The sequence below is a fragment of the Sediminibacterium goheungense genome (assembly GCF_004361915.1).
Lineage (GTDB): Bacteria > Bacteroidota > Bacteroidia > Chitinophagales > Chitinophagaceae > Sediminibacterium > Sediminibacterium goheungense.
On the sequence record NZ_SNWP01000010.1, the window covers coordinates 1,301,419 to 1,317,961 of the forward strand.

The 16,543-nt window shown below is 39.9% G+C and carries 13 protein-coding genes; 7 read left to right on the forward strand and 6 right to left on the reverse strand.

The features are described 5' to 3' along the window. Position 1: 1 nt before the first annotated feature. From BC659_RS05475 to BC659_RS05495, 5 genes are all read right to left on the reverse strand, one after another. Positions 2-454, reverse strand: a complete 453-nt coding sequence (locus tag BC659_RS05475; RefSeq protein WP_133473659.1) for a phosphatidylglycerophosphatase A family protein — start codon at positions 452-454, stop codon at positions 2-4. Further along, positions 451-1,776, reverse strand: a complete 1,326-nt coding sequence (locus BC659_RS05480; protein WP_133473660.1) for an inositol-3-phosphate synthase — start codon at positions 1,774-1,776, stop codon at positions 451-453. The genes BC659_RS05475 and BC659_RS05480 overlap by 4 nt, the downstream gene beginning before the upstream one ends. Positions 1,777-1,848: 72 nt before the next feature. Further along, complete coding sequence (locus BC659_RS05485) at positions 1,849-2,445, reverse strand: TetR/AcrR family transcriptional regulator (RefSeq protein WP_133473661.1); 597 nt, start codon at positions 2,443-2,445, stop codon at positions 1,849-1,851. 73 nt (positions 2,446-2,518) lie between these two features. Continuing rightward, complete coding sequence (gene serC, locus BC659_RS05490; protein ID WP_133473662.1) at positions 2,519-3,589, reverse strand: 3-phosphoserine/phosphohydroxythreonine transaminase; 1,071 nt, start codon at positions 3,587-3,589, stop codon at positions 2,519-2,521. A 152-nt stretch (positions 3,590-3,741) separates the two neighbouring features. Beyond that, complete coding sequence (locus BC659_RS05495; RefSeq protein ID WP_133473663.1) at positions 3,742-4,386, reverse strand: DUF502 domain-containing protein; 645 nt, start codon at positions 4,384-4,386, stop codon at positions 3,742-3,744. 198 nt (positions 4,387-4,584) lie between these two features. On the opposite strand from BC659_RS05495, the gene BC659_RS05500 reads away from it, so the two are divergent. From BC659_RS05500 to BC659_RS05530, 7 genes are all read left to right on the forward strand, one after another. Next, the gene (locus tag BC659_RS05500; protein WP_133473664.1) at positions 4,585-5,199 is read left to right on the forward strand and encodes a TetR/AcrR family transcriptional regulator; all 615 of its coding nucleotides are present in this window, start codon (positions 4,585-4,587) and stop codon (positions 5,197-5,199) included. Positions 5,200-5,203: 4 nt separating this feature from the next. After that, a complete protein-coding gene (locus BC659_RS05505) occupies positions 5,204-6,547 on the forward strand; it encodes a TolC family protein (protein WP_133473665.1) in 1,344 nt (447 codons plus the stop codon). 20 nt (positions 6,548-6,567) lie between these two features. Beyond that, on the forward strand, positions 6,568-7,758 hold the full coding sequence (locus BC659_RS05510) for an efflux RND transporter periplasmic adaptor subunit (RefSeq protein WP_133473666.1): 1,191 nt from the start codon (positions 6,568-6,570) through the stop codon (positions 7,756-7,758). A 63-nt stretch (positions 7,759-7,821) separates the two neighbouring features. Beyond that, complete coding sequence (locus tag BC659_RS05515; protein ID WP_133473667.1) at positions 7,822-11,421, forward strand: efflux RND transporter permease subunit; 3,600 nt, start codon at positions 7,822-7,824, stop codon at positions 11,419-11,421. Between the two features lie 135 nt (positions 11,422-11,556). After that, positions 11,557-11,901, forward strand: a complete 345-nt coding sequence (locus tag BC659_RS05520) for a GxxExxY protein (RefSeq protein ID WP_133473668.1) — start codon at positions 11,557-11,559, stop codon at positions 11,899-11,901. Positions 11,902-12,036: 135 nt separating this feature from the next. Continuing rightward, positions 12,037-12,831 carry a TIGR00266 family protein gene (locus tag BC659_RS05525; RefSeq protein WP_133473669.1) on the forward strand — a complete coding sequence of 265 codons (795 nt, stop codon included), beginning with the start codon at positions 12,037-12,039 and terminating at the stop codon, positions 12,829-12,831. 92 nt (positions 12,832-12,923) lie between these two features. Then, on the forward strand, positions 12,924-13,694 hold the full coding sequence (locus tag BC659_RS05530; protein ID WP_133473670.1) for a TIGR02757 family protein: 771 nt from the start codon (positions 12,924-12,926) through the stop codon (positions 13,692-13,694). A gap of 35 nt (positions 13,695-13,729) precedes the next feature. Here the strand turns inward: BC659_RS05530 and BC659_RS05535 are convergent, their stop codons facing one another. Then, positions 13,730-16,537, reverse strand: a complete 2,808-nt coding sequence (locus BC659_RS05535) for an outer membrane beta-barrel protein (RefSeq protein WP_133473671.1) — start codon at positions 16,535-16,537, stop codon at positions 13,730-13,732. Positions 16,538-16,543: the final 6 nt, after the last annotated feature.

A 16,543-nucleotide genomic window follows, 5' to 3' on the forward strand; every position in this document is an offset into this window, starting at 1 on the left:
ATCAAAAAATATTTAACCACATAATTGTGTGTAATATCAGGTTGGCATATACACCGGCTAATATATCATCCATCATTACCCCCCATCCGCCAGGAAGCATTTCTGTTTTCCTGATCAACAGCGGTTTAGTAATATCCAGTAACCGAAACAATATAAACCCGGTTACTATATAGGGTAGTGTAACCGGAACAAATAACAGGCTAATCATCATTCCAGCTACTTCATCAATCACAACCCTACTACTATCCTTGCCCCAGTTGTTCTCAACTCCTTTGGCGACCCATACACCCAAAACCGTAACCGCAATGGTTATTGCCAAACTTTCCTGCTGATAAACCCCTTTTGCCGATAATAAGTACCAGGGCACACAACACAAAAGTGCTGCAATGGTTCCTCCACCTTTGATATATCCGATGCCAAAACAACTGGCTATTATTTTCTGCAAACCTATCATAGTGCTTCTACCAGATCCTGGTAATAGTCGAGACCAAGATGCGTAATCAAATCTTCACCCATCATATGACGCAGTGTGTTCTGCAGCTTGATCAGCTGTTTGAAAATATCATGTTCAGGTCTTAGCCCCGGTGCTGTTTGTGGTGATTTAAAATAAAATGATAACCACTCCTGTATGCCGCTCATATTCGCTCTTTTTGCCAGATCCATAAAAATGGCCAGATCCAATACAATGGGTGCTGCAAGAATAGAATCGCGACATAGGAAATTAATCTTGATCTGCATCGGATAACCCAACCAGCCAAAGATGTCGATATTGTCCCAGCTCTCTTTATTATCTCCATGTGGGGGATAATAATTGATACGAACCTTATGGTACAAATCTCCATACAGTTCAGGGTTTATTTCAGGTTGGAGGATATCTTCCAGTACACTCAACTTAGATACTTCTTTGGTTTTAAAATTATCCGGATCATCCAATACCAAACCGTCTCTATTACCAAGAATATTGGTTGAGAACCAACCCCTGATTCCCAGTGCTCTGGCATGTAAACCTGGCGCAAGAATCGTTTTCATAAGGGTTTGGCCTGTTTTAAAATCCTTACCACCAATGGGTGTAGCTGTTTCTTTAGAAAGTTCTATCAGAGCAGGGATATCACATGTAAGATTAGGCGCTCCATTTGCATATGGCACACCGATTTTTATGGCTGCATATGCATAGATCATACTGGGTGAAATAGCAGGATCATTGTTCTTCAAACCTTCTTCAAATGACGCAACCGTTTCATGAACTGCAGAAGGTTCAATATATTTTTCTGTTGACCCACACCAAACAATTACTACACGATCGCAACCATTGTCTTTTTTAAACTGTTGGATGTCATTGATTACCTCATTAGCCAGATCCCATTTTGTGGCAGCTGATTTAATATGTGTGCCATCCAGGTTCTTTACATAAGATTTATCAAACACTGCCTTCATGGGCTTGATGGCTTCCAACTCGGGTTTGATCGTATTGAGCAATGATGGCTCCAGCACTTTCGCATTCATGGCCGCCTCGTATACATTATCACTGTAAACATCCCAGCCCCCAAATACTACATCACTTAAGGGTGCCAATGGAACAAAATCTTTAATGAGTGGATACCTGTTTTCCGTTCTTTTTCCGAGACGGATATTACCCATTTGCGTAAGGGCGCCAATGGGCTGTGCCAGCCCTTTATTTACTGCTGCAACACCTGCTATGACCGTGGTTGCCACTGCACCAAGACCCGGAAGCAGTATTCCCAGTTTTCCATTTGCTGGCTGTATTTGTTCTTTCATGCATGAATTTTTCTCGATTATTAAATAATGTCCGTCCAGTCTGAGACTGGACGAGACGAATGAACTCCATTTTTATTTTTTTAATCCTCTTACCATGATCGTTATCACGGAATCAATTCTGGTTTCCAGTTTAGGATATTTATTTCCGGCAAAAAGATCCCGCTCCAGCCCTCTTAAAGAACTTACAATGATCATAGGGAGTATATCGAGTTCTTTTTTTATAGCCGAGCTGAATTCTCCGTTTTTAATACCAAAGCTGAGTATATCTGTTACCAGTTTCACTTCCTGTTGGTCGTACTCTGTATGCAGGTGTTTCATACAACGCATATTTTCCTGCATTTCGCCACGTACAACCTTATATAGATTTGATTTTTTTTGAAGTGCCTTTATTTTGGTAATGGTGAAAGCCCTGAGTTTATCTTCGGCTGAAGCCGATTTTTCAGCTGCTTCCCGGGCATCATGAAATACTTCGGTCATCTCTTTGCTAATGACGGCGTCAAATATCTCTTCCTTACTGCAATAGTAATAATACAGGGTACTCTTCCCTTTTCCCATAGAACGGGCAATATCTTCCATAGTGGTTTTTTTCAAACCAAACTGTTGGAATAGCTTTTGTGCTTCTTTGAGAATGTCGTCTTTTACGATCTCTTCTTTTGCGGACAATATCATTTTTTCGACCAAAATCGTTTTTCGGTCCAAAAGTAGGTAAATTTCGGAACAGCCTGTAACCGCTTATATAAAATCAGCCTTTTCGGCGTGCAAAATCCTGCATTAATGAACAGATAGCTTCTACGCTGCTTTGATCCAATGCGTTATACATACTAACCCGTATACCGCCTACGGTTCTGTAACCTTTCACCCCAATCATACCTTCCTTTTTACATTCATCCAAAAAAACTGGTTCCAGTGCCGGATCATTCAGAAAGAAAACCGCATTCATAAGACTGCGATCCTCTTTTGCGACGGTTGGTGTAAACAGGGGAAGGCTATCGATGGTCTGGTACAAGAGATTGGCTTTTGCCTGATTTCTTTTCTCCATTTCAGGTAAACCACCTTCCTGTATAATCCAGCGAAGGGTAAGCATGCTTACATATACGGCAAATACTGGTGGCGTATTCATCAAAGAGCCGGCTGCAATATGTTTCTGATAATCCATGATGGTGGGGATACGGCGATTCACTTTTCCGAGTACATCTTTCCTTACCACCACCATATTCACCCCTGCTGCACCCATATTTTTCTGAGCACCTGCATAGATGAATGCAAACCGATTATAATTAGCAGGCCTGCAAAAGATATCACTGCTCATATCTGCTACCAACGGCACACTGGTTTCGGGGAATTGATGCCATTGTGTTCCTTCTACTGTATTATTTGATGTTATATGGAGGTAACTTGCCGCCTCCGGAATGCTGAATTCCTTTTGAATATAGGTGTTCTGCCTATCAGCACTGTCGGCAACGATAGTAACTTTTCCAAACAGAGCTGCTTCGGTAGCTGCCTTTTTACCCCAGATACCATTGATATGATAGGCAGCCGTTGCCTGGTCATCCAGTAAATTCATGGGCACCTGCATAAACTGCGTAGTAGCACCGCCATGCAGAAACAATACATCATGATCATCTCCCAAATCCATCAGTTGCTTTACAGAGGCAATGGCTTCATCCAACACAGCCTGAAAATGCGTGGTTCGATGGCCAATTTCGAGAATAGACAATCCTGTTCCATTAAAATCTAGAATCGCCTGTGATGCCTGCTCCATAACGGTTTGCGGCAGGACAGAAGGCCCTGAATTGAAATTGTGAAGTTTCATGTTGCTTGCTTGAGCCTGCAAGGTAGGAAAATAGCAAATAGCGGATGGCGAATTGCACATAGGTTATAGCAAATGGATCATGGCTAATAGTTTATGGCCCTGATCCATGATTAATAGTTATCGGCTATAAGCCATGAACCATATGCCATAAGCTATTCATGTACATCTGTAACACCGCCTGATACTGTGTATTTCATAGCATCTACTGCACTTACATCTTTCAGAGGTTTGATGCGATCTTTGGGAACTATATAGGTAATACCTGAAATGGCATAGGAATGTGGTACATAAACCGTTACGTGATCTTTCATACCAAACTCTTCTGAAGAAAGCTGTGTAATAAAACCAATACGCCACACATCAACAGCATCAACATTTACAAGAACCGGTTTATCAAATTTCTTTTTATTTCCCGCAAAAGCTTCAAGAAAATCCTTTACGGATGAGTAAATAAACTTGATGCCTGGCGTTTTTTCCAGTACGGTATCCAGTAATGTAACCAATCTGCCCACCACAAAGAGCGAAGAAATCCAGCCTACCACTAATACCAACGCAATCACAACTACAAAACCCAATCCCGGCAGGCTTTTCAGGTTTCCGGCAGCATCTTTTTCAAGCAGATCGGGGAATAAATTGTAAATGATATTGGGCAGAAAACCATCGATCCACCTGAATAAACCGATCACTACCCAAAGTGTGATACCAATAGGTGCCAGCACAATGACCCCCTGAAAGAAATACTGTAATAGCTTCTTCAGGTAGCTGCGCATCGTGGCTTTCATCTCGGTTTGGCCCATCTGTTTGAATTTCAATGTAAAGTAACTAAGAAAAAGACAATCGAACCTTTTTATGACTAAGCAGTGAGAAAAAACTAACAATTATAAGTATTTCATTCATCCTTTTTATACGCCGCTTAACGAAGATTTAATCCAAAAAAAACATGGAAACTTTGGTAACGATTAAAGTTTCCATAGTTTTGCGCCCGAATTAAGCGTATGGAAACACAAGAACGAATACTTACCAAAGCACATGAATTATTCATGCGCTATGGCCTGCGCAGCGTGAGTATGGATGAGATTGCCAATCACCTGGGCATGAGTAAGAAAACAATTTATCAGTTTTATACCGATAAAGATGCATTGGTAGAAGGCGCTATTGATATTGAAATTCAACGAAGTAAGAAAGATTGTGTATGCACTCGCGACCAGAGTGAAAACGCAATCCATGAAATCTTCCTCGCATTAGATATGGTTCAGGAGATGTTGAAGCATATGAATCCATCGCTGATGTTCGATCTGGAAAAATACCATCCAAAAGCCTATAAACAGTTTCTGGAACACAAGAATAAATTCTTTCTTGAAATCATCAGAACCAATCTGGAATGGGGTATCAAAGAAGGGCTTTACCGGGAAGATATCAATATTGAATTATTAACACGTTTCAGATTGGTGACTATGTTTTTAATGTTCGACACATTAAATTTTCCGATCACCAAGTTCAGCCCAGGGCAGGTAATTACAGAGATCACAGATAATTTTCTGTATGGGCTGGCAACTTCAAAGGGACAAAAATTGATTCAGAAATATAAGCAACAAAGACTAAAAAAGTAAACCTATGAGTAAAAGAAAGATTCAAAGCATGGTTTTACTGTTGGGGCTGGCAATTAGTACAATTACCTACGCTCAGAATTCTGCAAGACATGAATTTTCCATTCAGCAATCTGTGGAATATGCCTATAAAAACAATGTGCAGGTTAAAAATGCCTTGTTGAATATTCAGGTACAACAGCAAACCAACCGAGACATTACCTCGGCTGCATTACCTACTGTTAGTGGTAATTTATCTGGTAATGATTATTTGCAACTTCCGGTTTCCTTATTACCCGGCGAGTTTTTTGGTAGTGCGCCCGGCACTTTTATACCGGTTCGTTTTGGTGTAAAATACAATGCTTATGCTACCATACAACTCCAGCAGTTATTGTTTGATGGTCAGGTATTTATTGGCTTACAGGCACGTAAAACTTCGATCGACTTTCAAACCAAAAATAAAGAAGTAACGGAAGAGATGATCAAAACAAACATCCACAAAATCTATTACCAGTTGGTGGTAAGTAAAACACAGATCGATTTACTGGATGCAAACATCAACCGCCTCAGTAAACTGGAACATGATACCAAAGAGCTGTATAAAAACGGCTTTGCAGAGAAACTTGATCTGGATAAAATTTCCGTTCAGGTGGCAAATCTTCAGACAGAAAAACTGAAAGCATTAAACAGCATTGACCTGGGTTATATGGGCTTAAAGACTTTACTAGGCATGCCTGTTACTGATACTTTGATATTAACAGATAAGTTGAGTGAGGATCAGATCAGTCAAGATTTTACCCTGGACACTGCCTACAACTATGCAGACAGAAAAGATTTTCAGTACCTCAGTCTGGGAAAGAAATTAAATGAGTTTAACATCAAACGTTATCAGTTAAGCTACCTGCCTACTGTATCACTTTCAGGTTCTTATACCAAGAATGCGCAACGTAATAAGTTCGACTTCTTTGGTAAAGGCGACTGGTTCACCACCTCATTTATCGGATTAAACATTGCAGTTCCCATATTTGATGGTTTTGCAAAAGATGCACGCATCAAAAAAGCGCGCTTTGAGTTAAAGCAAACTGAAAATCAGTTAGACAATCTTAAACTCTCCATTGATAATGAGGTTGCCCAGTCGAGGGCAAATTTCAAAACAGCCATTGCTACCATGAATTTCCAAAAGAAAAATATGCAGTTGGCTGAAAATGTTTATAACCAGACCAAAAAGAAATATGAGGTAGGTACCGGTTCCAATACAGAGATCACTGCAGCACAAACAGATCTGGTAACCGCACAAACCAATTATATCAGTGCCCTGTACAGCGCTATTATTGCCAGGGTTGATTATTTAAAAGCTATCGGAAAATTATAATGACCAATAAACCTAAGTATATGCAAAAAATATTCTCTATCGTAGTGCTGACCTCAGCAGTTTTTCTCGCCTCCTGTGGTGGAAGCGAGGGTACTGGTGCAGCCGCAGAACAAAAAGCAAAGCTCACAGAACTTAAAAAACAAAAAGAAGGTATAGAAGCGGAGATTAAAAAACTGGAAGCTGCTATCGCCAAACTTGATCCGGCTTTTGCTAAGCCTGAAAATGCCAAACTTGTGGCTTTTACAGCAATAGCACCTGAAACCTTTACTCATTATATTGATTTACAGGGTAAGATTGAATCAGAAAACATTTCCTATGTTACCCCACGTGGTGGTGGCGGACAAGTAAAAGCTGTCTACATTAAAAGAGGTGATGTTGTAAAGAAAGGTCAGCTGGTACTGAAATTAGATGATGCCTTACAGCGCCAGAGTGTTCTCGCTGCAGAAAAAGGACTTGAAACATTAAAAACTCAGCTTTCATTTGCGAAAACATTATACCAGAAACAAAAAAATCTCTGGGATCAGAATATTGGTACCGAGGTACAGCTGATTACCGCAAAAAATAATGTAGAAACTTTAGAGAGTCAGTTAAAAAGTGCTGAGGAACAAGTGAAAATTTCCAGAGAGCAACTGCTATTTACTTCAGTATACAGCGATGTGGATGGTGTAGCGGAAGATGTAAATATTCGTATTGGCGAATTATTTGCAGGTGCCGGCCAGATTAAGATCGTAAATACCAGTAACCTGAAAGTTACCACAGAAGTTCCAGAGAACTATCTTGACAGAGTTGGTAAGGGTTCTAAACTGAAAATTACTTTGCCAGATATTAATAAATCTGTTGAAACTGCCGTATCCGTTTCAGGTAAAATTATCAATCCAATCAGTCGTAGTTTTTTCATTGAAGCTAAACTTCCTAACGACAAAGACTTCAGACCCAACCAGATTGCAATGGTACAAATTCAGGACTATACGCTGACCAATGCCATTATTGTACCCATCAATACTTTACAGAACGATGAAAAGGGAAAATACGTGATGGTAGCTTCTAAAGAAGGCGGTAAACTGGTAGCAAGAAAGAAAATGGTAACTGCGGGTGAGTTCTATGGTGATAAACTGGAAATTAAAACCGGGTTACAGGCAGGCGACCTCGTAATCGTAGAAGGTTACCAGAGTTTGTATGATGGCCAAACCATTACAACCAGCAGTAAGTAAGCATAAAGCATCAGAGGTCAAATGACTCTGAATGCAAGATTCAAGATCAATTAAACTAATTGTATGAGTGCTTTAGAAAATATAAAAGGTAAGTTCAAGGAATTCGGACCTACTACCTGGAGTATCAAAAACAAAACATCCATCTACCTGATGATGTTGTTTGTGAGTCTCGCCGGTATATTCCAGTTCGTTACTTTACCCAAAGAACAGTTCCCGGATATTGTCATCCCTACTATTTATGTACAAACCGTATACGTAGGTAACTCTCCGAAGGATATTGAAAACCTGGTAACAAGACCCATTGAAAAACAGATTAAGGGTATTACCGGTGCCAAGATTAAAAAATTCACCAGTACTTCTCAGCAGGATTTCTCTGCGATTATGGTGGAATTTGATACAGATGTAAAAACAGATATTGCATTACAAAAAGTAAAAGATGCGGTAGACAAGGCTAAACAGGATTTGCCTAACGACCTTACGCAGGAACCAACGGTTCTGGAAGTAAGCTTTAGCGAACAGCCGATCATGTATGTAAACCTGAGTGGCGACTACGATCTCCCGCGATTGAAAAAATATGCTGATGACCTGAAAGATAAACTGGAAGACTTACCACAGATCAACCGTGTTGATGTTGTAGGTGCGCCTGAAAGAGAATTTCAGATTAATATCGATAATTACCGCATGCAAAGCGCTGGTGTAACATTTGATGATATCAGTGCAGCTGTTCAGCGTGAAAACGTAGATATCTCAGGAGGCTTGCTGGAAGTGGGTACTATGAGACGTAACCTGCAGCTAAAAGGTCAGCTCAAAACAGCATTTGATATCCAGCAGATCATCGTAAGAAACAGCAATGGCGCCCCTATCTATCTGAAAGATATTGCGCATGTGATTGATACCATTAAAGAAAAAGACAGTTATGCCCGTCTGGATGGTAAAAATGTAGTTACCCTGAACATCATTAAAAGAAGCGGAGAAAACCTGATTGAAACCAGCGATGGTGTAAAGAAAATTGTAGAAGAAGGTAAGAGTGTAATCTATCCTACGGATATGAAAGTGGTCATAACGGGCGATCAGAGTATTCAGACAAGAACCTCTTTTAACGACCTTGTTAACTCTATTGTTATTGGCTTCGTGTTGGTATTGATTGTACTGATGTTCTTCATGGGTGTAGTGAATGCTTTCTTTGTGGCACTATCAGTACCATTGAGTATGTTCGTTGCTTTTGTATTCTTACCGGGTGCAGACCTGATTGTAGGAACACACGTAACACTCAACTTCATCGTTCTTTTCGCCCTTTTATTCGGATTGGGTATTATAGTAGATGATGCTATTGTGGTAATTGAAAATACCCACAGGATATTTATTGAAGGGAAAGGAAAACTTAGCACAGCATTCTCTGCAAGGATTGCTGCCGGTGAGGTATTTATTCCGGTATTGGCAGGTACGCTTACCACGCTGGCACCATTCTTCCCACTGCTGTTCTGGCCAGGTATCATTGGTAAATTCATGGTGTACCTCCCTACAATGCTCATATTCACATTGGCAGCATCGTTGGTGGTAGCTTTTATCATGAACCCGATTTTTGCCGTAGACTTTATGAATCATCCTGAGGGTGAAGAGAAAGAAGCGAAGAGTGCTATCTTTAAAAAGAAAGGTTTCTGGATAGCGATTGTACTCGGTATCCTGCTTGATGTAATGGGCGCTACTTTCTGGGGCAACCTTCTCCTGTTCTTTATGATACTGGTGGTATTTAACCGCTACGTTTTAGATGATGCCATTCATAATTTCCAGAATAAGGCTTTACCCTGGATCATGAGTCATTATGAAAGTCTTTTACGCTGGGCATTGAATGGCTGGAGACCTGTACATTTATTGTTGGGTACCATTGCTTTATTCTTTATATCGTTATTCATATTTGTAGGATCGGTTGGAAGCGGACGTATTCCGGTTACTTTCTTTCCGAAAGGAGATCCTAACCAGATTTTTGTGTACCTCAAATTACCCGTTGGTACAGATGTGAAGTTTACAGACTCTATAACCAGAATACTGGAAGGTCGTGTAAACAAAGTATTGGGTACTGAAAATGGTAAAAAGAATCCAATCGTTGAAAGTATCATCAGTAACGTAGCTGTGGGTGCTAGTGACCCTACATCGGGCGACAGAAGTACAAGAAGCGAATTAGGAAGGATACAGGTATCTTTTGTAGAATTTGAAAAAAGACACGGCGTTTCCACCAGACCTTATCTGGATCAGATACGTGCTTACATGAAAGGTATCCCCGGTGCAGAGATCAGTGTTGACCAGGAAAATGGTGGGCCTCCCACAGATCCTCCTATCAATATTGAAATTGCCAGTGAAGATTTTGACGCCATGATTAAAGGTGCTACCTCACTCAAAAATTACCTTGATTCCATTCAGGTTCCGGGTGTAGAAGAGTTGAAAATGGATGTTGACCTGAAAAATCCGGAAATCACATTGGTGGTAGACAGACAAAGAGCGCTTATTGAAGGTGTATCTACTGCACAGATCGGTATGGAAATACGCACTGCTTTATTTGGTCGTGAAGTATCGAAAGTGAAAGAAGGAAAAGAAGAATATAAAATTCAGTTGCGTAACCTCGAATTACAACGTAAGAGTTTAACAGATCTGTTGAATATGCGTATCTCTTTCCGTGATATGGCTGCCGGTGGTGCCGTAAAACATATACCGATCAGTGCATTGGTAAAAGTTGAACCAACCAGCACATTGGGTAGTGTAAAAAGAAAAAATCAGAAACGATTGATTACACTACGCTCCAATGTTTTAACTACAGAAGGTTATAATGCGACAGCTGTAAACGCTGAACTCACCAAGCATATTGCTGACTTCAAAGGTTTACCTGATGGCGTAACGATTAAACAAACAGGTGAAGGTGAGCAACAGGCAGAAACTGGCGCATTCCTTTTCAAAGCATTGTTGATTGCATTAGGTTTGATTTTACTGATCCTGGTACTACAGTTTAACAGTGTAAGTAAACCGGTTATTATTTTAACGGAAATCATCTTTAGTGTGATTGGTGTATTCCTTGGATTCAGTATTACAGGTATGGAAGTATCGGTGCTAATGACCGGGCTCGGGATTGTAGGTCTGGCTGGTATTGTGGTGAAGAATGGTATCCTTGTAATTGAATTTGCGGATGAACTGAGAGCAAGAGGCATGAAAACAAAAGAAGCCGTGATAGAAGCAGGTAAAACACGTATCATACCGGTACTGCTAACCGCTCTTGCTGCGATACTGGCTTTCATTCCAATTGCAGTTGGTTTCAATATCAACTTTATTACCCTGTTCTCTGAATTGAATCCAAGAATATTCTTTGGTGGTGATAACGTAGTATTCTGGAAGCCATTAAGCTGGACCATTATTTTTGGTCTTGCCTTCGCCTTCTTTATGACACTGATTATTGTACCGGCGATGTACCTGATTGCTGAGCGTTTACGCAGACCTATGCGTAGAATGTTTGGCGGTAAGTGGATCAGTTTTATGGGTATTCCACCGTTAACGATCATCTTCCTCTTATTGATGGTAGCTACTTTGATCAGAAACAGGATAGCAAGGAAAAAACGTGAGAAACGTTTGAAGAATGTATCAACCGTGAACCAGGCGTTTACAGGCAGCTGGTTCTAAACATAGTTTACAGTTGGTTTTTGGTAATAATCCACGCCGCCCCTGTTCTCAGGGGCGGCTTTTTTTACCGGAAATACTAAGCACTTTTCAAATACATCTGTGTACCCCTGTGTATTCTGTGGTAATACAACGAATATGAACAAGTACAACCAAATAGATTATCCTTCGCAATCATTGAGCGATCAGTTAATTGGCATTGGCATGGAGATTCACAGACTTCTTGGCAAAGGTTTTTTAGAAATTGTTTATAAAGACGCTTTTGAATACGAATTGAGAAATCAGGGTATCACATATGAAAGAGAAAAAGAATATTCAGTTACCTATAAAAACATCATTTTACCACATAAATTTTTTGCCGATTTTGTTATTGATAACTGTATTATTTTAGAAATCAAATCAAAATCCGGGAAAATTGAGCAGCATCTGGCACAAGTATTAAATTATCTTGCAGTGCCGAAGTTGAAAGTAGGGTTGTTGTGAAACTTCCATGAAAAATCATTGCAATACAAACGAATCATATTATAATCTGTGAATCTGTGGCTGATTTTTCGCCACAGATTCACAGATTACTGTAATAATTATTTCAAATTAACTACTTATATTAAAAAAGAACTCATGAAACAAAACCATGAAATAGATTATAAGATTTACGGGGAGGAAATGCAATATGTTGAGATTGAGCTTGATCCGAATGAAACCGCGATTGCAGAACCGGGCGCTTTTATGATGATGGAAGACGGTATCCAGATGGAAACCCTCTTTGGTGATGGGAGTAAACAGCAAGGTGGCCTATTAGGCAAACTACTCAATGCAGGTAAGCGTGTTCTGGTGGGTGAAAACCTGTTTATGACCGCTTTCACCAATATTACTGGCGGCCTCAAAACGGTAAGCTTTGCTTCACCTTACCCAGGTAAAATTATACCCATCGATCTTTCCCGTTTTCAAAACAAAGTCATTTGCCAGAAAGATGCTTTTCTCTGTGCGGCTAAAGGCGTTAGTGTGGGTCTTGAATTTCAACGTAAACTGGGTACCGGTTTGTTTGGTGGTGAAGGTTTTATCATGGAAAAACTGGAAGGAGATGGCATGTGTTTTCTTCATGCCTGTGGTCATGTTGTACAAAAACAACTACAACCCGGCGAATTGCTGAAAGTAGATACCGGCTGTATTGTGGGCTTCACTTCAGGCATTGATTACGATATTCAGTTTGTTGGTGGCATAAAGAATACCATTTTTGGCGGTGAGGGTTTATTCTTTGCTACCCTACGCGGACCTGGCATTGTTTGGATACAAACTTTACCCATCAGCCGTTTGGCTGGCCGTATACTTGCTTATGGCACTTATAACAGAAAAGAAGAAGGCAGTATCCTGGGAGGGATCGGCAATATATTAGACGGGGATGGATGGAGATAAAATGAGCTTATGGCGTATAGTTTATAGTATTTAAAGCTATATGCTATGAACTATAAGCTACACGCCATATACTCATCCGATTAATCATAATTATGATCAATAGTACAGTTTCTTTAAAGGATTTTTTTGATAAGAAAGTCATACAATACAATCAACCTTCCTTTATTAAAGACGATCCGATAATTGTTCCACATTTTTTTTCAAAAAAACAGGACATTGAAATTGCCGGTTTTTTTGCTTCCATTTTTGCCTGGGGCAACCGTACAACTATTATTAAGAAGTCTTTTGAGTTAATGCAACTGATGGGCAATGCTCCTTATGATTTCTGTCTTCAACATACAACCAATGATCTCAAATCATTGCTCCATTTCAAGCATAGAACATTTAATGCAACTGATCTTTTATACTTTATTGCCTTTCTCAAATTACATTATAGCAGCTACCATTCTTTAGAAGAAGCTTTTATGCCTACCTCAGCAACTGATATGGAAAGCCGACTCACTTATTTTCATAATTATTTTTTCTCATTACCCGAAACCCCTTCCCGTACTAGAAAACATATTGCCACCCCTTATAAAGGTTCATCCTGTAAAAGGTTGAATATGTTTTTACGATGGATGGTAAGGAAAGATAAAGCAGGTGTTGATTTCGGCATCTGGAAAAAAATCAAACCAGCCGATTTAATTTGCCCGATTGATTTACATGTAGCAAGGGTTGCCAAACGTTTTCAATTATTGGATCGGAAACAAATGGATTGGCTGGCCGCTATTGAATTAACAAATTATCTGCGCGAACTGGATCCTGCTGATCCTGTGAAATATGATTTTGCTTTATTCGGATTGGGCGTCATCGAAAAATACTGATTGCATACCCCTGGTCCGGAGCAGGGGTATAAAAATCAGAAGAAGAACAGACTTTGTCTACCTCCTACCTTACCTCCGGCTCCTTTGCCTGCAGCACCAAAACTTCTGATATTATAGGTGAAGGTGAGCATGAAATAGCGCTGAAGAATATTTACCTGCCTGTCTGTTATATAGTTTTCAGCTGAAAAACGGAATACCGATCTGTTCTGATTCAATAAATCAGATACTGAGAACTTCAGCTGTGCTTTATCATCTTTCATAAACAGATAAGTAAGTCCGGCATTCAGTAAAGCCACTGTTTTTTGAACACCAGGTGCAGTCTGAGAATTATAACGGTGATCGAGTGTCATTTCCCAGACAAATTTCTTAGGTACTCTGATTACAAGATCAGTATTAATATTCTGACGCTCTACTTTCAGGTCACGAAAATTCGAGCTCTCATAATAGGCATTGTTCACCCCTCGGTTATAGGAAATATTCCATTCAATTTTATCATTCCAGTTGATGCCACCCCGTACAAAGGGACCAAAATCGATATTCTTCACATAACTCTTTTTTGAGTTGATGATCAGGAAGTTGCGGGTATAGTTAAGATTATATCCAGTTCCTACCTGAAAGCTGAATGTTTGATTGACTTTGTATTGTTTATTGAAATAAAAGTTGGTATAGAAATTATGTATGCCATCTGCATTTACCGGCATGGTCGTCTGTACGCCATTCGCTGCAATTTCTCTGCTTCTCACCACACCATTGTTGCTGATATTTCCTCCCAGATAGGCACTGATAAATAGCTGCTTTTGGGTAACATTCTTGAAGAAATTCAGGTTAAATCCATGAGACAGCGCAGGTTGCAGATCAGGATTGCCTTTATTAATGTATAATGGATTGGTATTATCAGCCACCGGTTGTATATCACTGATACCCGGAGGGTTCACATTGGCATTATAACTCAGGTTGAATTCTTTCCAGCTGATATTGGCACCTGGGATGATATAATTAAAATGTTGATCAAGTTTTTGGCCAATGGATACATAACGGTTGTTCAGGTCGAGCCATAAAAAATTGACGGTAGCCGTTACACTAAGTTTCTTATATCGGTAATTTAAGCCACTGGAAATATTGTTTCTCCAGCTCGTTCTTTCCAGGTGATTTGTAAGTATAGTATTTAACTGATCATATTTACCACTTCCCGCATCCTTATTATAGGTAGCCAGCGCGTCCTTATTTTCAAAAAAGGTCATGGCATAACCTAAGCGCCAGGTAAGATCTTTGCTAAGTGGTTCTGCATAGTTAATATTGGTACTGGTTGAAAAATTAGCCCGTTCCTGATCACGCAACTGATCAATGGTATTGCTACCTGTAGGGAAGAAGGTATTCAATACATTGTTAAACTGATCCGTATTGGTTGTATTGAGACTGATATTATTGAAAAGATTTAAGTTTCTCCCTTTTTTCTTAAAGTTTTTAAAATAACTCAGTGTATGGCCATAACCCAGGTCTTTCCCTTTTACAGCCTGTAGGTTATTACTTGCATTTAATGGTCCATCAACACTGCTGTTAGTGGTAATATTCGTTAAGCGATCGCTATTGGTATTCGTTACCGTTAAGGTTGGTCTGAACTCCATACGTGAAGTAGTATCGATTTTCCAGCGAAGTCCAAAACCCAAACGATGGCTTTTTGCATATTGTACTTCCGATCTGTTGGAGCGACTGGTTAAAATGGTATCACCCAGAAACTGTTGTCGGTTTTCCAATTCAGTAATATCGTTTCTGGTTCTGCCATAGAAATACTGCGTATTGAGGGTAAGTCCTTTTTTAAATTCGTTATTCAGGTTAAAACCGATACCTGCAGATTGTTGTATACCCTGTCCGGTACCACCGAATGATATACCATTTACGTTCAATCCACCATTGCCATTGATTGAGATGGAATTAATACCGCTTCTATCGAAACCACCCAATGAGCGTATATCATTAAAGCCAAAACCCGCTTTATTCAGGTTATTACTGAAGCCCAATACACTTACCTGTAGTGTATCGCGGAACATATTTACAATACCACCAGCTTCATAACGGTTTGCATCTGCTTTACCGGCATAGGCTTTACCAAACAAGCCTTGTTTGATCGCTTTCTTCAATTTTAAATTGATCACCTGTCCAACATCGGCTTTTGCTTTATCCGGATTCAGGTCAAGCTCATCTTTATCGTCCGACACCTGCACTTTATCGATGAGGTTAGCGGGTAAATTTCTGGTGGCCATTTTGGGGTCACCACCAAAAAAGTCTTTACCATCTACCATGATCCGGTTTACTTTTTTGCCATTCACAGTAATATTACCATCTGCATCGAGTTGTACTCCCGGTAATTTTTTCAACAAATCTTCTACTAATGCGGAGGGAAGTGTTTTAAAAGAAGCGGCATTAAATTCAATGGTATCTTTCTTTACAACCACAGGTGGCCTTTCTGCATATACCAATACTTCTTCGAGTGTATTGGCATGATTGGGTGTCATGATAATTGTGCCTGCATCGAAGAGTGGAGTATCTTTCGTAAGTTTAAACTCTTTCCTTGTAACTGCATATCCTGAATAAGATACTATCATCCGAAGATCAATATCCAGCGGGAGACCACTTACTTTGAATTCGCCTGATTCTATACTTAATCTATACGTAACCAGCACCGTATCTGCCGCTTTAAAAACAGAAACCGTGGCCAGGTTCATGGGTTGTTTAGTGGCTGAATCGATAAGTTTACCGCTTAGTGTGCCTGAATTATTTACCTGTGCTGAAACAAGACCAGTGAAAAACATGCTTAGTATAAGCATGAAAATTTTGTTACGCATGATGAT